17 protein-coding genes are annotated in these 12,602 nt (G+C 36.4%); 15 read left to right on the forward strand and 2 right to left on the reverse strand.

Going from position 1 to position 12,602, the window contains the following annotated elements:
* Nucleotides 1-474: 474 nt before the first annotated feature.
* The 11 genes from porQ (at nucleotide 475) to Q763_RS12130 (ending at nucleotide 6,856) form a co-directional block, all read left to right on the forward strand.
* Entirely contained in the window at nucleotides 475-1,494 is a 1,020-nt protein-coding gene (gene porQ, locus Q763_RS12080) for a type IX secretion system protein PorQ (RefSeq protein ID WP_035134901.1), read from the forward strand.
* Between the two features lies 1 nt (nucleotide 1,495).
* Nucleotides 1,496-2,194 (forward strand): (d)CMP kinase, encoded by a 699-nt coding sequence (gene cmk / locus Q763_RS12085; protein ID WP_035134646.1) that lies wholly within the window; start codon nucleotides 1,496-1,498, stop codon nucleotides 2,192-2,194.
* 1 nt (nucleotide 2,195) lies between these two features.
* Nucleotides 2,196-2,378: a hypothetical protein gene (locus Q763_RS12090; protein WP_035134647.1), complete on the forward strand. Its 183-nt coding sequence runs from the start codon at nucleotides 2,196-2,198 to the stop codon at nucleotides 2,376-2,378.
* A 10-nt stretch (nucleotides 2,379-2,388) separates the two neighbouring features.
* Complete coding sequence (locus tag Q763_RS12095; protein WP_035134648.1) at nucleotides 2,389-2,571, forward strand: hypothetical protein; 183 nt, start codon at nucleotides 2,389-2,391, stop codon at nucleotides 2,569-2,571.
* A gap of 1,244 nt (nucleotides 2,572-3,815) precedes the next feature.
* Nucleotides 3,816-4,085, forward strand: coding sequence for a DUF7683 domain-containing protein (locus tag Q763_RS12100; protein WP_035134650.1), 270 nt, complete (start codon nucleotides 3,816-3,818; stop codon nucleotides 4,083-4,085).
* A gap of 64 nt (nucleotides 4,086-4,149) precedes the next feature.
* Nucleotides 4,150-4,521 (forward strand): hypothetical protein, encoded by a 372-nt coding sequence (locus Q763_RS12105; RefSeq protein ID WP_157499426.1) that lies wholly within the window; start codon nucleotides 4,150-4,152, stop codon nucleotides 4,519-4,521.
* 36 nt (nucleotides 4,522-4,557) lie between these two features.
* Nucleotides 4,558-4,998, forward strand: a complete 441-nt coding sequence (locus Q763_RS12110; RefSeq protein WP_035134654.1) for a hypothetical protein — start codon at nucleotides 4,558-4,560, stop codon at nucleotides 4,996-4,998.
* Nucleotides 4,999-5,044: 46 nt separating this feature from the next.
* On the forward strand, nucleotides 5,045-5,542 hold the full coding sequence (locus Q763_RS12115) for a hypothetical protein (protein ID WP_035134656.1): 498 nt from the start codon (nucleotides 5,045-5,047) through the stop codon (nucleotides 5,540-5,542).
* Nucleotides 5,543-5,690: 148 nt separating this feature from the next.
* Complete coding sequence (locus Q763_RS12120) at nucleotides 5,691-6,161, forward strand: hypothetical protein (RefSeq protein ID WP_035134658.1); 471 nt, start codon at nucleotides 5,691-5,693, stop codon at nucleotides 6,159-6,161.
* 9 nt (nucleotides 6,162-6,170) lie between these two features.
* Entirely contained in the window at nucleotides 6,171-6,500 is a 330-nt protein-coding gene (locus Q763_RS12125; RefSeq protein ID WP_035134659.1) for a hypothetical protein, read from the forward strand.
* A 2-nt stretch (nucleotides 6,501-6,502) separates the two neighbouring features.
* Nucleotides 6,503-6,856 carry a cyclic-phosphate processing receiver domain-containing protein gene (locus Q763_RS12130; protein ID WP_232297524.1) on the forward strand — a complete coding sequence of 118 codons (354 nt, stop codon included), beginning with the start codon at nucleotides 6,503-6,505 and terminating at the stop codon, nucleotides 6,854-6,856.
* Nucleotides 6,857-6,863: 7 nt separating this feature from the next.
* Here Q763_RS12130 and Q763_RS12135 read toward each other — a convergent pair whose 3' ends face one another.
* On the reverse strand, nucleotides 6,864-7,229 hold the full coding sequence (locus Q763_RS12135; protein ID WP_035134661.1) for a cupin domain-containing protein: 366 nt from the start codon (nucleotides 7,227-7,229) through the stop codon (nucleotides 6,864-6,866).
* 139 nt (nucleotides 7,230-7,368) lie between these two features.
* Between Q763_RS12135 and Q763_RS12140 the strand changes: the two genes are divergently transcribed.
* The 3 genes from Q763_RS12140 (at nucleotide 7,369) to Q763_RS12150 (ending at nucleotide 10,803) form a co-directional block, all read left to right on the forward strand.
* Nucleotides 7,369-8,601, forward strand: coding sequence for a nucleoside permease (locus tag Q763_RS12140; RefSeq protein ID WP_035134663.1), 1,233 nt, complete (start codon nucleotides 7,369-7,371; stop codon nucleotides 8,599-8,601).
* A 343-nt stretch (nucleotides 8,602-8,944) separates the two neighbouring features.
* The gene (locus Q763_RS12145; protein ID WP_035134665.1) at nucleotides 8,945-10,228 is read left to right on the forward strand and encodes a hypothetical protein; all 1,284 of its coding nucleotides are present in this window, start codon (nucleotides 8,945-8,947) and stop codon (nucleotides 10,226-10,228) included.
* A gap of 239 nt (nucleotides 10,229-10,467) precedes the next feature.
* On the forward strand, nucleotides 10,468-10,803 hold the full coding sequence (locus Q763_RS12150; RefSeq protein ID WP_035134667.1) for a hypothetical protein: 336 nt from the start codon (nucleotides 10,468-10,470) through the stop codon (nucleotides 10,801-10,803).
* A 96-nt stretch (nucleotides 10,804-10,899) separates the two neighbouring features.
* Here the strand turns inward: Q763_RS12150 and Q763_RS12155 are convergent, their stop codons facing one another.
* On the reverse strand, nucleotides 10,900-11,523 hold the full coding sequence (locus Q763_RS12155) for an NAD(P)H-dependent oxidoreductase (protein ID WP_035134669.1): 624 nt from the start codon (nucleotides 11,521-11,523) through the stop codon (nucleotides 10,900-10,902).
* An 81-nt stretch (nucleotides 11,524-11,604) separates the two neighbouring features.
* Between Q763_RS12155 and Q763_RS12160 the strand changes: the two genes are divergently transcribed.
* Nucleotides 11,605-12,489 (forward strand): LysR family transcriptional regulator, encoded by an 885-nt coding sequence (locus tag Q763_RS12160; protein WP_035134671.1) that lies wholly within the window; start codon nucleotides 11,605-11,607, stop codon nucleotides 12,487-12,489.
* Nucleotides 12,490-12,602 lie beyond the last annotated feature (113 nt).

Below are 12,602 nucleotides of genomic sequence, written 5' to 3' on the forward strand. Positions count from 1 at the left end.
AATGCCGTTTGCTTACTCTGATGTTTTTCTGAGGTTGTCATTCCGATACGAAACGTAGTGTAGTGAGGAATCTCTGTTTTTTGAATAGAGATGTCTCCTGCCGTCGACATGACATACTGAGCCAATAAGAGCTCCATACTACGCTAATTCGTGTTGTCATTGCGAGCGTAATGCAATGGAACTCTCATCATAGATTTTTCGACTTCACTTCGTTGCGCTCAAAATGACAGTAGGAGTTGTCATCCTGACGAGAGGAAGGATCTTTTTTCCATTCCGACTGTAGCGATAGCGTAACGGAGTAATCTCATTCAAAATTTAAAATAGATTACCGCGTCATATTGAAGTCTGTTTTATTATGTCTGTTTTCTGCTGTCAAAACACAAAATTCTAATCTTTAATTACTCTTATCTCGTAAGTAAAAAAATAATATCTTCGCACCTGCGTTATAGTATGCAGAAAAACCTACAGACGGCAATGTTCAAAAAAGCGTTTATTTACTTCTTTATCTTATTTACGGCGGTGTCTTACAGCCAGATAGGAGGTAAATATACATATCAGTTCCTTAATCTTGTTACCTCTCCGCGTCAGGCGGCTTTGGGCGGTAAGATTGTTACCCTGTACGATTATGACGTAAATCAGGCTATTTACAACCCCGCAACCATTAATCCGGAGATGGACAACCACCTTACGGCAAACTATGGTAGCTACTATGGGGAGGTGAATTATGGTACTGCTGCTTATGCCTACACGTGGGACAGGCACGTACAAACCTTCCATATGGGGGTTAACTACGTTGATTATGGTACGTTTGAAGGGCGTGACGAAACCGGACTCCTAACGGGTGATTTTACAGGTAGTGAAATTGCTATTTCTTTTGGATATGCCTACAATGTACCCTGGACTAACCTTTACCTGGGCAGTAACCTTAAACTAATATCTTCTACACTGGAAAGCTACAACTCCTTTGGGGTGGCGTTGGATATAGGAGCTATTTATATTGATACCGATAACGACATTAACTATGCGCTGGTACTGCGTAATATGGGTACGCAGTTAACTACTTATGCGGGACTGCAGGAAAAACTTCCGTTTGAGATTATAGCGGGTATATCGCAGGAGGTGGAAAACGTGCCCATACGCTGGCACATTACACTGGAAAACTTACAGCAGTGGAATATTTCTTTCTCAAACCCTAACCGTGCCGAACAGAGCATTGACGGGGAGGTGACCGAAGAGAAAGTTTCGTTTATCAATAATGCACTTCGTCACGTTATACTGGGTGCCGAACTGTTTCCGGGTAAGAGCTTTAACCTTAGGTTAGGCTATAACTTTAGGAGAGGGCAGGAATTAAGTATACAGGACAAGCGAACTTTTTCGGGAATTTCTGCGGGAGTAAGCGTAAGGTTTAATAAATTGCGCTTTGATTATTCGTACTCAAAATACACCCTTGCAGCAAATACAAGCCTTATAGGGTTAACCATTAACCTGCAGTAAATTGGATAAAAAAATTACGATTGCCATAGATGGCTTTTCGTCTACCGGAAAAAGTACGCTGGCTAAGCAACTGGCCAGGCATTTGGGCTATGTGTATGTGGATACCGGTGCTATGTACCGTGCCGTTACACTATATGCCATGCAAAACGGACTAATAGGTAATGATTTTTTTAACCGCGAAGGTTTAATAGAACATCTGGATGATGTTACACTACAGTTTTTGTACAATCCTGTACTGGAGTTTGCCGAAATGTATCTTAACGAAGTAAATGTAGAGAAGGAAATACGTACTCTTGCCGTGTCACAACTGGTAAGCCGCGTTGCCGAAGTGCCACAGGTGCGCCACAAGCTGGTAGAACAGCAAAAGCACATGGGGGAGGCAAAAGGTGTGGTTATGGATGGACGCGATATAGGTACCGTAGTGTTCCCTAATGCCGAGCTTAAGATATTTATGAATGCCTCTCCCGAAACGCGTGCACAGCGCCGTTTTAAAGAGCTTACAGAGCTGGGGCAGGTGGTAACTTATGATGAGGTGTATAAAAACGTGGTAGAGCGTGATTATATGGATACCCATCGTGAAGACTCTCCGCTTGTTAAGGCCGATGATGCTATTGAGATGGATAACTCTAATATCACTAAGCAGGAACAGCTCCAAAAGGTTATTGATATTGTAAATAAAATGCTTAACGAACAGGTTTAAAATGGTTGATGTATTACTTACTATAATTGTAATACTTTGTTTTTTGCTTATTCTGGTTTTAAGAAAGACAGGTAAAAAACCATGGAGTGATACTGTTAAGGGGAGCGATACTTCTAAAAGAACCTTTTTACTTTTTGGGCTTATCATCATACTTTTAGTGGTAAAGCTTATTAGGGAATACTAATGATAGTATAATGCAAAAAAAACTACTTTTTATATTTGGAGCCATAGTGGTTTTTCAGTTGTTTTATTTTTTAAGGAAAAGTATTATGCAACGCCGTAGTGAAAAAGGTGTTTCTTTTTTTAGTGCTGCTCAAATACGTACTTACTTTGTAATTGTCCTTATTGCTTTACTGCTGTTTTTTATGATGACGTAGTACTTTGTCATTCTATTCTGTTTGTCATTCCGACTGAAGCGATAGCGTAACGGAGGAATCTCTGAACTTTTAATAGAGATGTCTCCTGCCGTCGACATGACATACTGAACGTAATGAGTGGTAAGGTTTTGTCCTTTTGTCTTGACACAAAAGAACGAAAAAGTCAAGGCTGTGGTTTCTCAGGCTATAAATTCCCTCATTTGGCTAAACTATCCGAACTTGGCTCTCGCCTCAAACAACGGATGCTTTTATACGCCGTTTTCGGTAATTTACTTAACGCCTTTAAAACCTAATGCCGTTTGCTTACTCTGATGTTTTTCTGGGGTTGTCATTCCGATACGAAACGTAGCGTAGTGAGGAATCTCTGAACTTTTAATAGAGATGTCTCCTACCGTCGACATGATATATTGAACGTAATGAGTGGTGAGGTTTTGTCCTTTTGTCTTGACACAAAAGAACGAAAAAGTCAAGGCTATGGTTTCTCAGGCTATAAATTCCCTCATTCGGCTAAACTATCCGAACTTGGCTCTCGCCTCAAACAACGGATGCTTTTATACGCCGTTTTCGGTAATTTACTTAACGCCTTTAAAACCTAATGCCGTTTGCTTACTCTGATGTTTTTCTGGGGTTGTCATTCCGATACGAAACGTAGCGTAGTGAGGAATCTCTGAACTTTTAATAGAGATGTCTCCTACCGTCGACATGATATATTGAACGTAATGAGTGGTGAGGTTTTGTCCTTTTGTCTTGACACAAAAGAACGAAAAAGTCAAGGCTATGGTTTCTCAGGCTATAAATTCCCTCATTCGGCTAAACCATCCGAACTCGGCTATCGCCTCAAACAGCAGATGCTTTTATACGCCGTTTTCGGTAATTTACTTAACGCCTTCAAAACCTAATGCCGTTTGCTTACTCTGCTTGTCATTGCGAGCGTAATGCAATGTAGCGTGGCAATCTCATTCAAAATTTAAAATTTATCATTTAAAATAGATTGCCGCGTCGTTCCTCCCCACAATGACGTACGAGTTTGTCATCCTGACGATAGGAAGGATCTCTTTTCCATTCCGGCTGTAGCTGTAGCGTAACGGAGGAATCTCATTCAAAATTTGTACCTCTATAGTGTTAGTATGTAATATCTTACAGGTTTTAATTGTTGAAAACTACTGAACTTTTAAATGTTAAAAAGTGTTAAACTTTTAGGTAAAATAATTATTTTGCGGCAGAAATAACCAAACCATTACCTTATGAAACCGCCAATTAAAATCTACAATTATGTAGAGGAGTATCATCGTCATAACGATAAACTAAACAGAGAATTTGATATTAACGAAATCAGTATTGGAGTTATCAAATCGTTTATTACCCCTAATTTAAATGATCCTGAGCTGTATAGTACTTACACGATTGATCAGGTTGCAGCCGATAAAATCAATAAATGCCTTTCAAAAAAAATAAGCTTTGATTTTGATACCTATGAGTATTGTTTTCAAAGATATGGCGACTATGATGAATAGTTAGCCCATGGGGATGTTTAAAATAAAAAGCTTAAATTGTATTAATTATTTTATAAACATCCCCATGAAAAAAATAATCCCCTTTATTTTAATTGCGCTGTCATCCTGCAGTAGCAGTGTTTCGTTAATAACGGCTAATGATGAGTATGGCTACCATATAACAAGCAAAAATCTTAAAGAGTTTAGTAACCCTGCTAAAACAACCCTAAAACAGATAAAGAGCAAAGAGGTGAGTACCGAGTTTGATTATATGAAAAAGTACCTTGTTACCGGCAGAGATCATCTTATTCCAAATGGAATTTTCACCTATGCTATAGTAAAGGGAAGTGATACTATATATGCCAGTTCAAATCTTACCTATTGGTTTTATAAAGATAGGGTAATACTGTATCAGTCGCCCATTATAAATGTTGAGACGATAAATGATTTACAGTAAACATTTATATTTGCACAAAACCACAGCCTTGTATACATGAAATATTTTTCTTTAGTAATTGTTTTGTTGCTGATATCCTGTAAAGCAAACAATAGTATAGCCCAAAATCCGTGTAGTATTGATTATTTGCATAAGCTTGAAAATGCAGAGAAATTAAATGACAGGAAAATATTTCTCTTCTTAGAAAACTACAATAACACAGCCTGTTATAATAATGTGGAGTACAGTCAGTCGAAAAATGAACTTTTGTTTTTGTTATTGGCTAACCATACAAATCAGTTTTTAAGTCAGTTAGAAAGGATATACAATAAAGCAAAAATACTGGATGAACTGGCTTCTCCTGTTCATGACGGAATAGATGTTACTTCTGTTTTAGATAAGGTTAAAACTTATGATAAATATCCCGAAACAAAGCAGGAAGTGATTGTTGCTTTAAATACGGCAAAGCTAAAAGTGCGCAATACACGATTCTATTAAGCCTATATAATACCTAAATATTTACTTTGTACTAAATCTTACTATAATGAAATACACTATTGCTTTTTTAATTGTCTTTTTATGTGCCGGATGTGAAATTAAAAAAGAGTATATAAATGATCCCGAAGATGTTGCTATGAGCAAACATTTAGCAAATTCGTTTTATGAAACCATGTCTCATGAGGAAAGAGTACCACTTTATAAGTTAATGGGGGATGAGGTGGATTTGGATGAGTTTAAGTCGGTTATTGATGAAAAAGATTCGTTGTACGGAAATATACAGTCTATTACTGTTATTAATGTAAATGCAAAAAAATCAGAGGGTACAGCCGGACTTCATGTTGAAAGTGAGGTGAGTGCCGAGATACATAGGGAATTTGCCAAAGTTTACGAAAAGATACTTATAGTGCAGGAAGGGTATGAAGAGCCCAGAGTACAAAAATTTAGTACTGATAGTGTAGGGGAAATATATTTTGAATACAGGGCATATAAAAAGCGTATTGAAGAAGAGGAGAAACGTAAGTATCAATCTTCCAAAGAATAAAAATTTTGCATAAAAACAGTGCGTTGGTCGGGTATAATTTGCTTTTCATCGAATAATTAAGAAAAACAATGTAAATATTTTTCTTACAATAGTTTACAAGGAATTTTTCTTATTAAATTTACTTCCCAACCAAAAACTACGGCCTGTTATGAAACACATTAGCTTAATGCTATTTGCAGTACTTGTTTGCGCATGCACACAACAAAAACAAAAGGAAACAGCACTACAGCCGGCTATTAAAACCGGCATGCACGTAACCCCGTGCGACTCTAATTTACTGTCACAGCTGGAGGGTACTAAAAATGTTAGCAACTATGATATTTTTCAGTATCTGACCACTTTTGAAAAGCTGGATGCTAACGTAAACCCCGAGTGTAATTACAGAAGATTTAAAATTTTGTTCAGCTTACTGGATACTCATACCAATACTTTTTTACAAAAGCTGGATGAGGTATCGCCACAGGCAAAACAAAACGTATTTAAACTTATTAGTATTGCCCAAATTAAGGAGGGGGATGTTAGACGTCTTTCTGAAAAGGTAACAGCAGCCGAGGCACAGCCAAGAACCAAATCGGAAATGCTGGTTACCCTTATGAAAAGCCTAGGACAGCACGAATAATATTACTGTATGAAAAAATACACCTTACTAACCCTGTTACTTGTTGTAACCTGCACATCTATATTATACTGGCAGTATGATTACACGCCTTTTTATCCTGTAAAGCATGTAGGTGAGGAGTATGTTGTAGATAATATAGAGAAACAGTCGCATCCGTTTAACGAGAACCTTATTAAAGTGCTTGATTATTATAATGTAGACTTTAAACTGTGTAACGGGGTAGTACATGTTAAAAATCAGCTTTATGCCAACAAAGCCCTAATGTATAATTATACCCAAAAGGCTAAAGATGAAATGTGGTTTAACGATCATCATTTTGCCTATTATAAACAGAATTAAAATTGAATACCGAAAGAATAGCCTACAAGCTTTTTTTAGATGATGTTAGGGATGTCCCTATGGTATACCCCGACCTCACTAATAAAGATTTTATAATTGCAAGAACCTACAGCGAGTTTATAGAGATTATTAGAGAAAACGGACTCCCTTATTTTATCAGCTTTGATAATGACCTGGGGGAAGATGAAAACGGAAACCTGCTGCCCGATGGTTATGCCGCAGCACAATGGCTGGTATACCAAAGCGGACTCGATTTAAAGAAACTCATTTTCAGGGTACATTCATCTAACCCCGTGGCATCGGTACAAATAAAATCGTTACTGGATAATTACATCAATTTTATAAACGAAAACTGATTTGGGTTTATATCCTGTCTAAATTTTTTACGGTAAAGTCATTCTCGGTATTACCCGTATTAAGTGTGGTATTAGGTTCAAATAGCATTACTTTCACTTCGCCTACAGCTATCGGCTTATGGTTAGTTCCTTTTGGGATAACAACAAATTCGCCGGCGTTTATCTCAAGTGTTTTATCGTCAAGTTCCATCAAGAGTTTGCCTTCCATAACCAGGAACATTTCGTCTTCATTGTCGTGTTTGTGCATCACAAACTCATCTTTAAGCTTTACTACCTTAACTAACTGTCCGTTAAGTTCGCCTACAATTTTAGGATTCCAGTATTCGGTAAATGAATCAAATTTTTCCTTAAGGTTTACGGTTTTTATTTCCATGACTTAATTTTTTATCAAATATACTGCTTTATGCCATGAGATAATAGGCACGCCCAGTCTTAAAACTTAACCTACATAATTCCCTATATTTCAACTTTTTTGGTAGTTTTACGGCTATGTTCAATCAATACATATACACATGGGTATAAAAAGCCGTTTGGTGTTAATGAACTTCCTTCAGTTCTTTATATGGGGTTCATGGTTAATTTCGTTAGGTAATTATATGGGCGCCTCGCTTGGCTTTAGCGGTATACAGATAGGCGGAGTTTACACCACTATGGGTATTGCCTCGCTTTTTATGCCCGGGCTACTGGGCATTGTTGCCGACCGATGGATTAACGCCGAAAGGTTACTGGGTATTTGCCACCTTATAGGAGCACTACTTATGCTTTATGCCACAACGGTAACCGATTATTTTTGGTTTTATATTATAATGCTGCTTAATGCCTGTATGTATATGCCTACCATTGCTCTGAACAATTCGGTTTCCTATAACGTACTGGAGAAAAAGGGTTACAGTATTGTGACCGATTTTCCACCCATACGCGTGTGGGGTACTATAGGTTTTATTGCTGCCATGTGGACGGTTGATTTTTTAGGCTATACCCAAAGTGCAGGTCAGCTGTATGTTGGGGCTGTATCGGCTTTACTGCTGGGCTTTTATGCCTTTACCATGCCACCGTCGCCCCCATTGCAAAAGGAAACCAAAAAGAGCCTTATGTCTACCCTGGGGCTGGATGCCTTTGTATTGTTTAAACAACGTAAAATGGCAGTGTTCTTTATATTTGCCATGCTGCTTGGTGCTGCACTGCAAATAACCAATGCCTTTGGCGGACCTTTTCTTGAAGATTTTAAAACCGATTATCCTGATTCTTTCGGGGTACAGCATCCTAACCTACTGCTATCTATCTCACAGGTTTCTGAAACCGTATTCATATTATTAATTCCGTTCTTCCTAAAGCGTTATGGTATAAAAACCGTTATGCTGTTTAGTATACTGGCATGGGTTTTCCGCTTCGGGCTGTTTGGTATTGGTAACCCGGATGACGGATTGTGGCTACTGGTACTGTCTATGATTATTTATGGTATGGCGTTCGACTTCTTTAATATATCGGGTTCTATGTTTGTGGAGAAAGAGGCCGATCCAACCATACGTTCGAGCGCGCAGGGATTGTTTATGATTATGACAAACGGTATAGGTGCTTTTGTAGGCGGACTGGCAAGCGGATGGGTAGTAGACCATTTTACCGAAAACGGCATTCGCAACTGGCAATACATTTGGTTTACCTTTGCCGGTTATGCACTGGTACTTGCCATTATTTTTCCTTTTGTATTTAAGGTAGAAAAAGGAGAGATGGTTAAGGAGGAATAAGTGTAGATTGGGTTTTTATATTTAGATTTTCCAGCGATGATATAGCTGTGGGTTATATTACATTTTTTGTTGAGGTTTTCCGTATTTGTAGGAGTTACTCGACGTTTTGTCTTGGTAATTTGCTTTTTATCGAAAAATACACCCCCTTTATCGATGTTTCAAATAATTGGGGAGTTATAATTCAATAATAAATTCGTACTTTAATCGCTAAATTGTTGGTTATTATTAATATTTTATAATAAAACGAAACGATTAAACAAAAATTTAATATTTGGTTTCTTACAAGGATAAAATTTAGTATTTTCGTAAACAACCATAATCACCTTAAAACCACCGCCTTATAATGAAACAGATGCCCCTTTTACTGTTTTCCGTACTGCTATTGCTGGTGGGTTGTAAAAAAGAACCCGAAAAGATTGCGGAAATTGAACCTGTAGAAACTGTTGTTCCGCAGGTTGAGTATACTATTAGCCTGCAGCCATACAACGGTGTTTGGGTTCCAAAAAACTATGTAGATTCATTAAAGGTAAGCCGTTCGCCGTTTGCCTCATCAAAATTCCTTAAAGGTATAAACAGTGTTGTTATCGCAGCTTCTCCGGAAGAGCCTAAAACGCCCATAAAAATATATTATGGTACCGAAGGCGAACAGGGTATGATTATACAAAAGGACGCCGAACCTTATATAAGCTATAATACGCTTGATGGTACTGTTGAAGAACGACTTTTTATTAATAATAACCTGCTTACATTTAACCTTAACGGACACAAAGCCGAGCTGGTTAGGGTAGCTGAGGTTGCTAATGCCAAAGACGAGTCTAAAGGTGTGAATGATATTACTAACAGGGTACTTTTTGATAATAAGAGCTATTCCTGCCATTGTCCTGATTTGGGCGGTTTTACTACTAATATAAAACTGAATGCCGATGGTACTGCCCAAAATCTTTTTGGGTATGATAACTATGAGGTGGCAACTGTTTTTGTGTCGGATATTTACCCGATGGACAAAATATACTTTAAAAACGGCAGTGAGTGGGGTAAAAGCTACCATTACAAACTGGAGGGCGATAAAATAAGGCTGTTTGATATGGTTATTAACGATGAGGGGGCCATTGATATTAAACCATTTTGTGTGCTTGAGGAAACTCAGTTTTTTAAACTTACGCCAAACGAGAAAAAAGCTTATATTGAGGAAAACAAAAGAAGCCTTGATGAGCTTGTAGTAAGTCACTATGGCGAGTATGCTACTATGGGTGATATGATGGAAATTACCGGAGTATTATCGTCGTTAAGGGAACAAAAGGATAACCTGTCGTTTTACATGTTTGTTGCAGGACAGATTTATAAAAATAAAATGGCCGATTCATCTAACCCTATAGGGGAGAGCCTGGGGATTAGTGCCGATGATTATTTTTACCATATTTTCCTGGAAAGACCAGAGCTTTTTTATGCTTATCTGGGTGCCGATAAAACGCCTTATATTCAGCGTAGGCTAAGGCAGGCGGTTAAAGACAGGCTACAGCTTGAAAATGACGCTGCCGATGGTACAAGGTATGCTGATTCGCTTTATAATGTACATATCCAATACTGCAAAGGATATGAGTGGTCTGTAAAATCAGTATTTAAGTAAGAGTTAAGAGGGGACAATTGGTTATTAAACCGATATGTACTTTTTTGTATTTCAATTGTAGTTATTATGTTACAAAAGTGCAGTTTATCGATAAATTCTGTCTTTTTATAGTCTTTTTATCATCAATTGTTATGTAAACGATAGGTGATTTACTTATTTGTTAAATTTAAGTACGGTTCTCACCGCGAATCAAAAGTATTATTGTTTATCTTTTTTTGAATTACCACGCTATATACCCCATGAATCTTAAAGAAAAACTATTGCTTACGGTTCCCGAATTTGACTTTAGGGAATACCAAAACGAAGACGATTTTATTGTTGTTTGTTTTTTTGCGCTCTTCACGGCAAATAATATGCACAGTACCACTATTATGGAACATTGTGCCGACTGTATTACTTTTATATACAACAATAAGTATCCCGACTATGATGCCATGCTGGATCAAATTGCACTAACCCTTTTTGATGAAGATCAGTTTAACGAAGCTTTTTTGGATTTGCTCCCGGTTGAGGTACAACAGCGTTTTCACAACTCTATAGCCATGTGGAGGCAGGGTAGTGGTAGTGTGCAGTAGTTTTATCTATGTAGTTATTAAGCACGAGTGAGACGCGCGAGCGATACACCAGTTAACTGCTTAGATTTGTATTTAATCTGTAGCCATATTTCAGGACTAAGCACTTGGAAACCATCTGTCTATTAAATTTTTTATTTCAAGTTTAGCATTTTCAAGAGTTGAATTTAATTGGTCCCTGTTTTGGTCTACACCAAAAGCTGAAATCTGTTCTGAAGAAATTCCCATAAAATCAAAATTTTGCTTTATAGTAGATGTAGCATATTCTTTAATATCACCAGAATTATTATAATCAAACCCACTAACCACAAGTGATAAAGCTTTTTTATTATTGCAAAGCCCGGTAAATCCTGTTTCGGGACTAAAAGAAAATGTTTTATCACTAACCACAATAGCATCTATCCATGCCTTTACAGTTGCCGGCATTGTAAAATTATAAATAGGAAAAGCTAATACAATATTGTCAACTTCAAGAACTTCATCTATAAGTTTATTATGATTTGATAGTATTGAGAGTTCTTCTTCTGAAAAATCTCTTTTCCCTATATTCCATTCCATTATTAAATTCAAATTTTTTTCTAATAGTAAATCCGGTGGAGTTTCGGCTAAATTTAAATGCTTCATTTCTGTTTTTCCTTTCGCCAGTTTTACAAATTCATCAAATAGAATTTTGGTGTAAGAACCTTTTCTGGGGGTGTAGTTTATTACTAATGTTTTTGTCATTGTTTCTATTTTTTCTACAAATATAGATTCGAAAAATTGATAATTTTAATTATTTTTGTTTGTCTATTTATAACATGTATTATGATTAATTTGGAGTGGTTGAGGACTTTTAGTTCTATTTATGAATGTAATAACATTACAGAAGCCTCAAAAAAACTGAATATGACTCAACCCGGAGTTAGTAAACATTTATCTGCTCTTGAAAATCATATCGGTAAAAAACTATTTGAAAGAACTACCCGAAAATTAGAACCTACCGAATATGGGAAGTTCTTGTATACCCAAATTACTAATCCATTGCAGGAATTAGAAAAAGTAGAGTATTATTCAGGGCAAAGAGCAAAAAAAGAACGTTATGCAATAACAATTGGTTGTACAACAGATTTTTTTAAAAAAGAATTAATTAATAAAATCTATTCTTTTGATATGTATATTGTTACAACTTTTGGAACTGAAAAAGATTTGATTGAAGCTCTTGAAACGGATAAAATCCAATTACTGGTAGGTATAAAAAAGCATAACGTTTATGATCATGAATTCAAATATATTAAGACTGAAACATTAGAGTTAATATGCTCTGAAGATATTGTAATTCCAAAAAATATAGAGAAAAATGATAAGGAGCTAATCAAATGGTTAGAAAAGCAAATCTGGTTTAGCTATGACAATAATCAAAAAGATATAGAGAAATTTTGGGAAACCCGATTCAATAATAATCCTAAAATTATTCCGAGGTATATATTACCTTCTTATTTAGATATAATCGAAACTTTAAAAAACAATAATGGATTTAGTATTGTCCCTAAACAATTGTGTAAACAAAAATTAATTAAGGTGCCTATTGAATCTTCTAAAATGACAGAACAAAAATTATTTTACTCATTCAAATCTAAGAATAGTAAATTAAAAGAAATTGATTTTTTTATTGATAAGATGGAAAAAACTAACACAAGTAATGTGTTCTAATGAATAGCACTAGTCCAGTCTTTTGAATTTAATATTATCCTTTTGCCCATACGGGTGGGACGCTTGTGCCAGTGAGGACAATTTACTCACTATGTTAAGCGTTTTAAACTAAA

Source organism: Flavobacterium beibuense F44-8 (assembly GCF_000769915.1).
GTDB classification, from domain to species: domain Bacteria; phylum Bacteroidota; class Bacteroidia; order Flavobacteriales; family Flavobacteriaceae; genus Flavobacterium; species Flavobacterium beibuense.

Bases quoted from the DNA above. Each gene is read 5' to 3' on its own strand.
- porQ (WP_035134901.1), top strand. From the start codon at position 475: ATGTTCAAAAAAGCGTTTATTTACTTCTTTATCTTATTTACGGCGGTG.
- Q763_RS12090 (WP_035134647.1), top strand. From the start codon at position 2,196: ATGGTTGATGTATTACTTACTATAATTGTAATACTTTGTTTTTTGCTT.
- Q763_RS12095 (WP_035134648.1), top strand. From the start codon at position 2,389: ATGCAAAAAAAACTACTTTTTATATTTGGAGCCATAGTGGTTTTTCAG.
- Q763_RS12100 (WP_035134650.1), top strand. From the start codon at position 3,816: ATGAAACCGCCAATTAAAATCTACAATTATGTAGAGGAGTATCATCGT.
- Q763_RS12105 (WP_157499426.1), top strand. From the start codon at position 4,150: ATGAAAAAAATAATCCCCTTTATTTTAATTGCGCTGTCATCCTGCAGT.
- Q763_RS12110 (WP_035134654.1), top strand. From the start codon at position 4,558: ATGAAATATTTTTCTTTAGTAATTGTTTTGTTGCTGATATCCTGTAAA.
- Q763_RS12115 (WP_035134656.1), top strand. From the start codon at position 5,045: ATGAAATACACTATTGCTTTTTTAATTGTCTTTTTATGTGCCGGATGT.
- Q763_RS12120 (WP_035134658.1), top strand. From the start codon at position 5,691: ATGAAACACATTAGCTTAATGCTATTTGCAGTACTTGTTTGCGCATGC.
- Q763_RS12125 (WP_035134659.1), top strand. From the start codon at position 6,171: ATGAAAAAATACACCTTACTAACCCTGTTACTTGTTGTAACCTGCACA.
- Q763_RS12135 (WP_035134661.1), bottom strand. From the start codon at position 7,229: ATGGAAATAAAAACCGTAAACCTTAAGGAAAAATTTGATTCATTTACC.
- Q763_RS12140 (WP_035134663.1), top strand. From the start codon at position 7,369: ATGGGTATAAAAAGCCGTTTGGTGTTAATGAACTTCCTTCAGTTCTTT.
- Q763_RS12145 (WP_035134665.1), top strand. From the start codon at position 8,945: ATGAAACAGATGCCCCTTTTACTGTTTTCCGTACTGCTATTGCTGGTG.
- Q763_RS12150 (WP_035134667.1), top strand. From the start codon at position 10,468: ATGAATCTTAAAGAAAAACTATTGCTTACGGTTCCCGAATTTGACTTT.
- Q763_RS12155 (WP_035134669.1), bottom strand. From the start codon at position 11,523: ATGACAAAAACATTAGTAATAAACTACACCCCCAGAAAAGGTTCTTAC.
- Q763_RS12160 (WP_035134671.1), top strand. From the start codon at position 11,605: ATGATTAATTTGGAGTGGTTGAGGACTTTTAGTTCTATTTATGAATGT.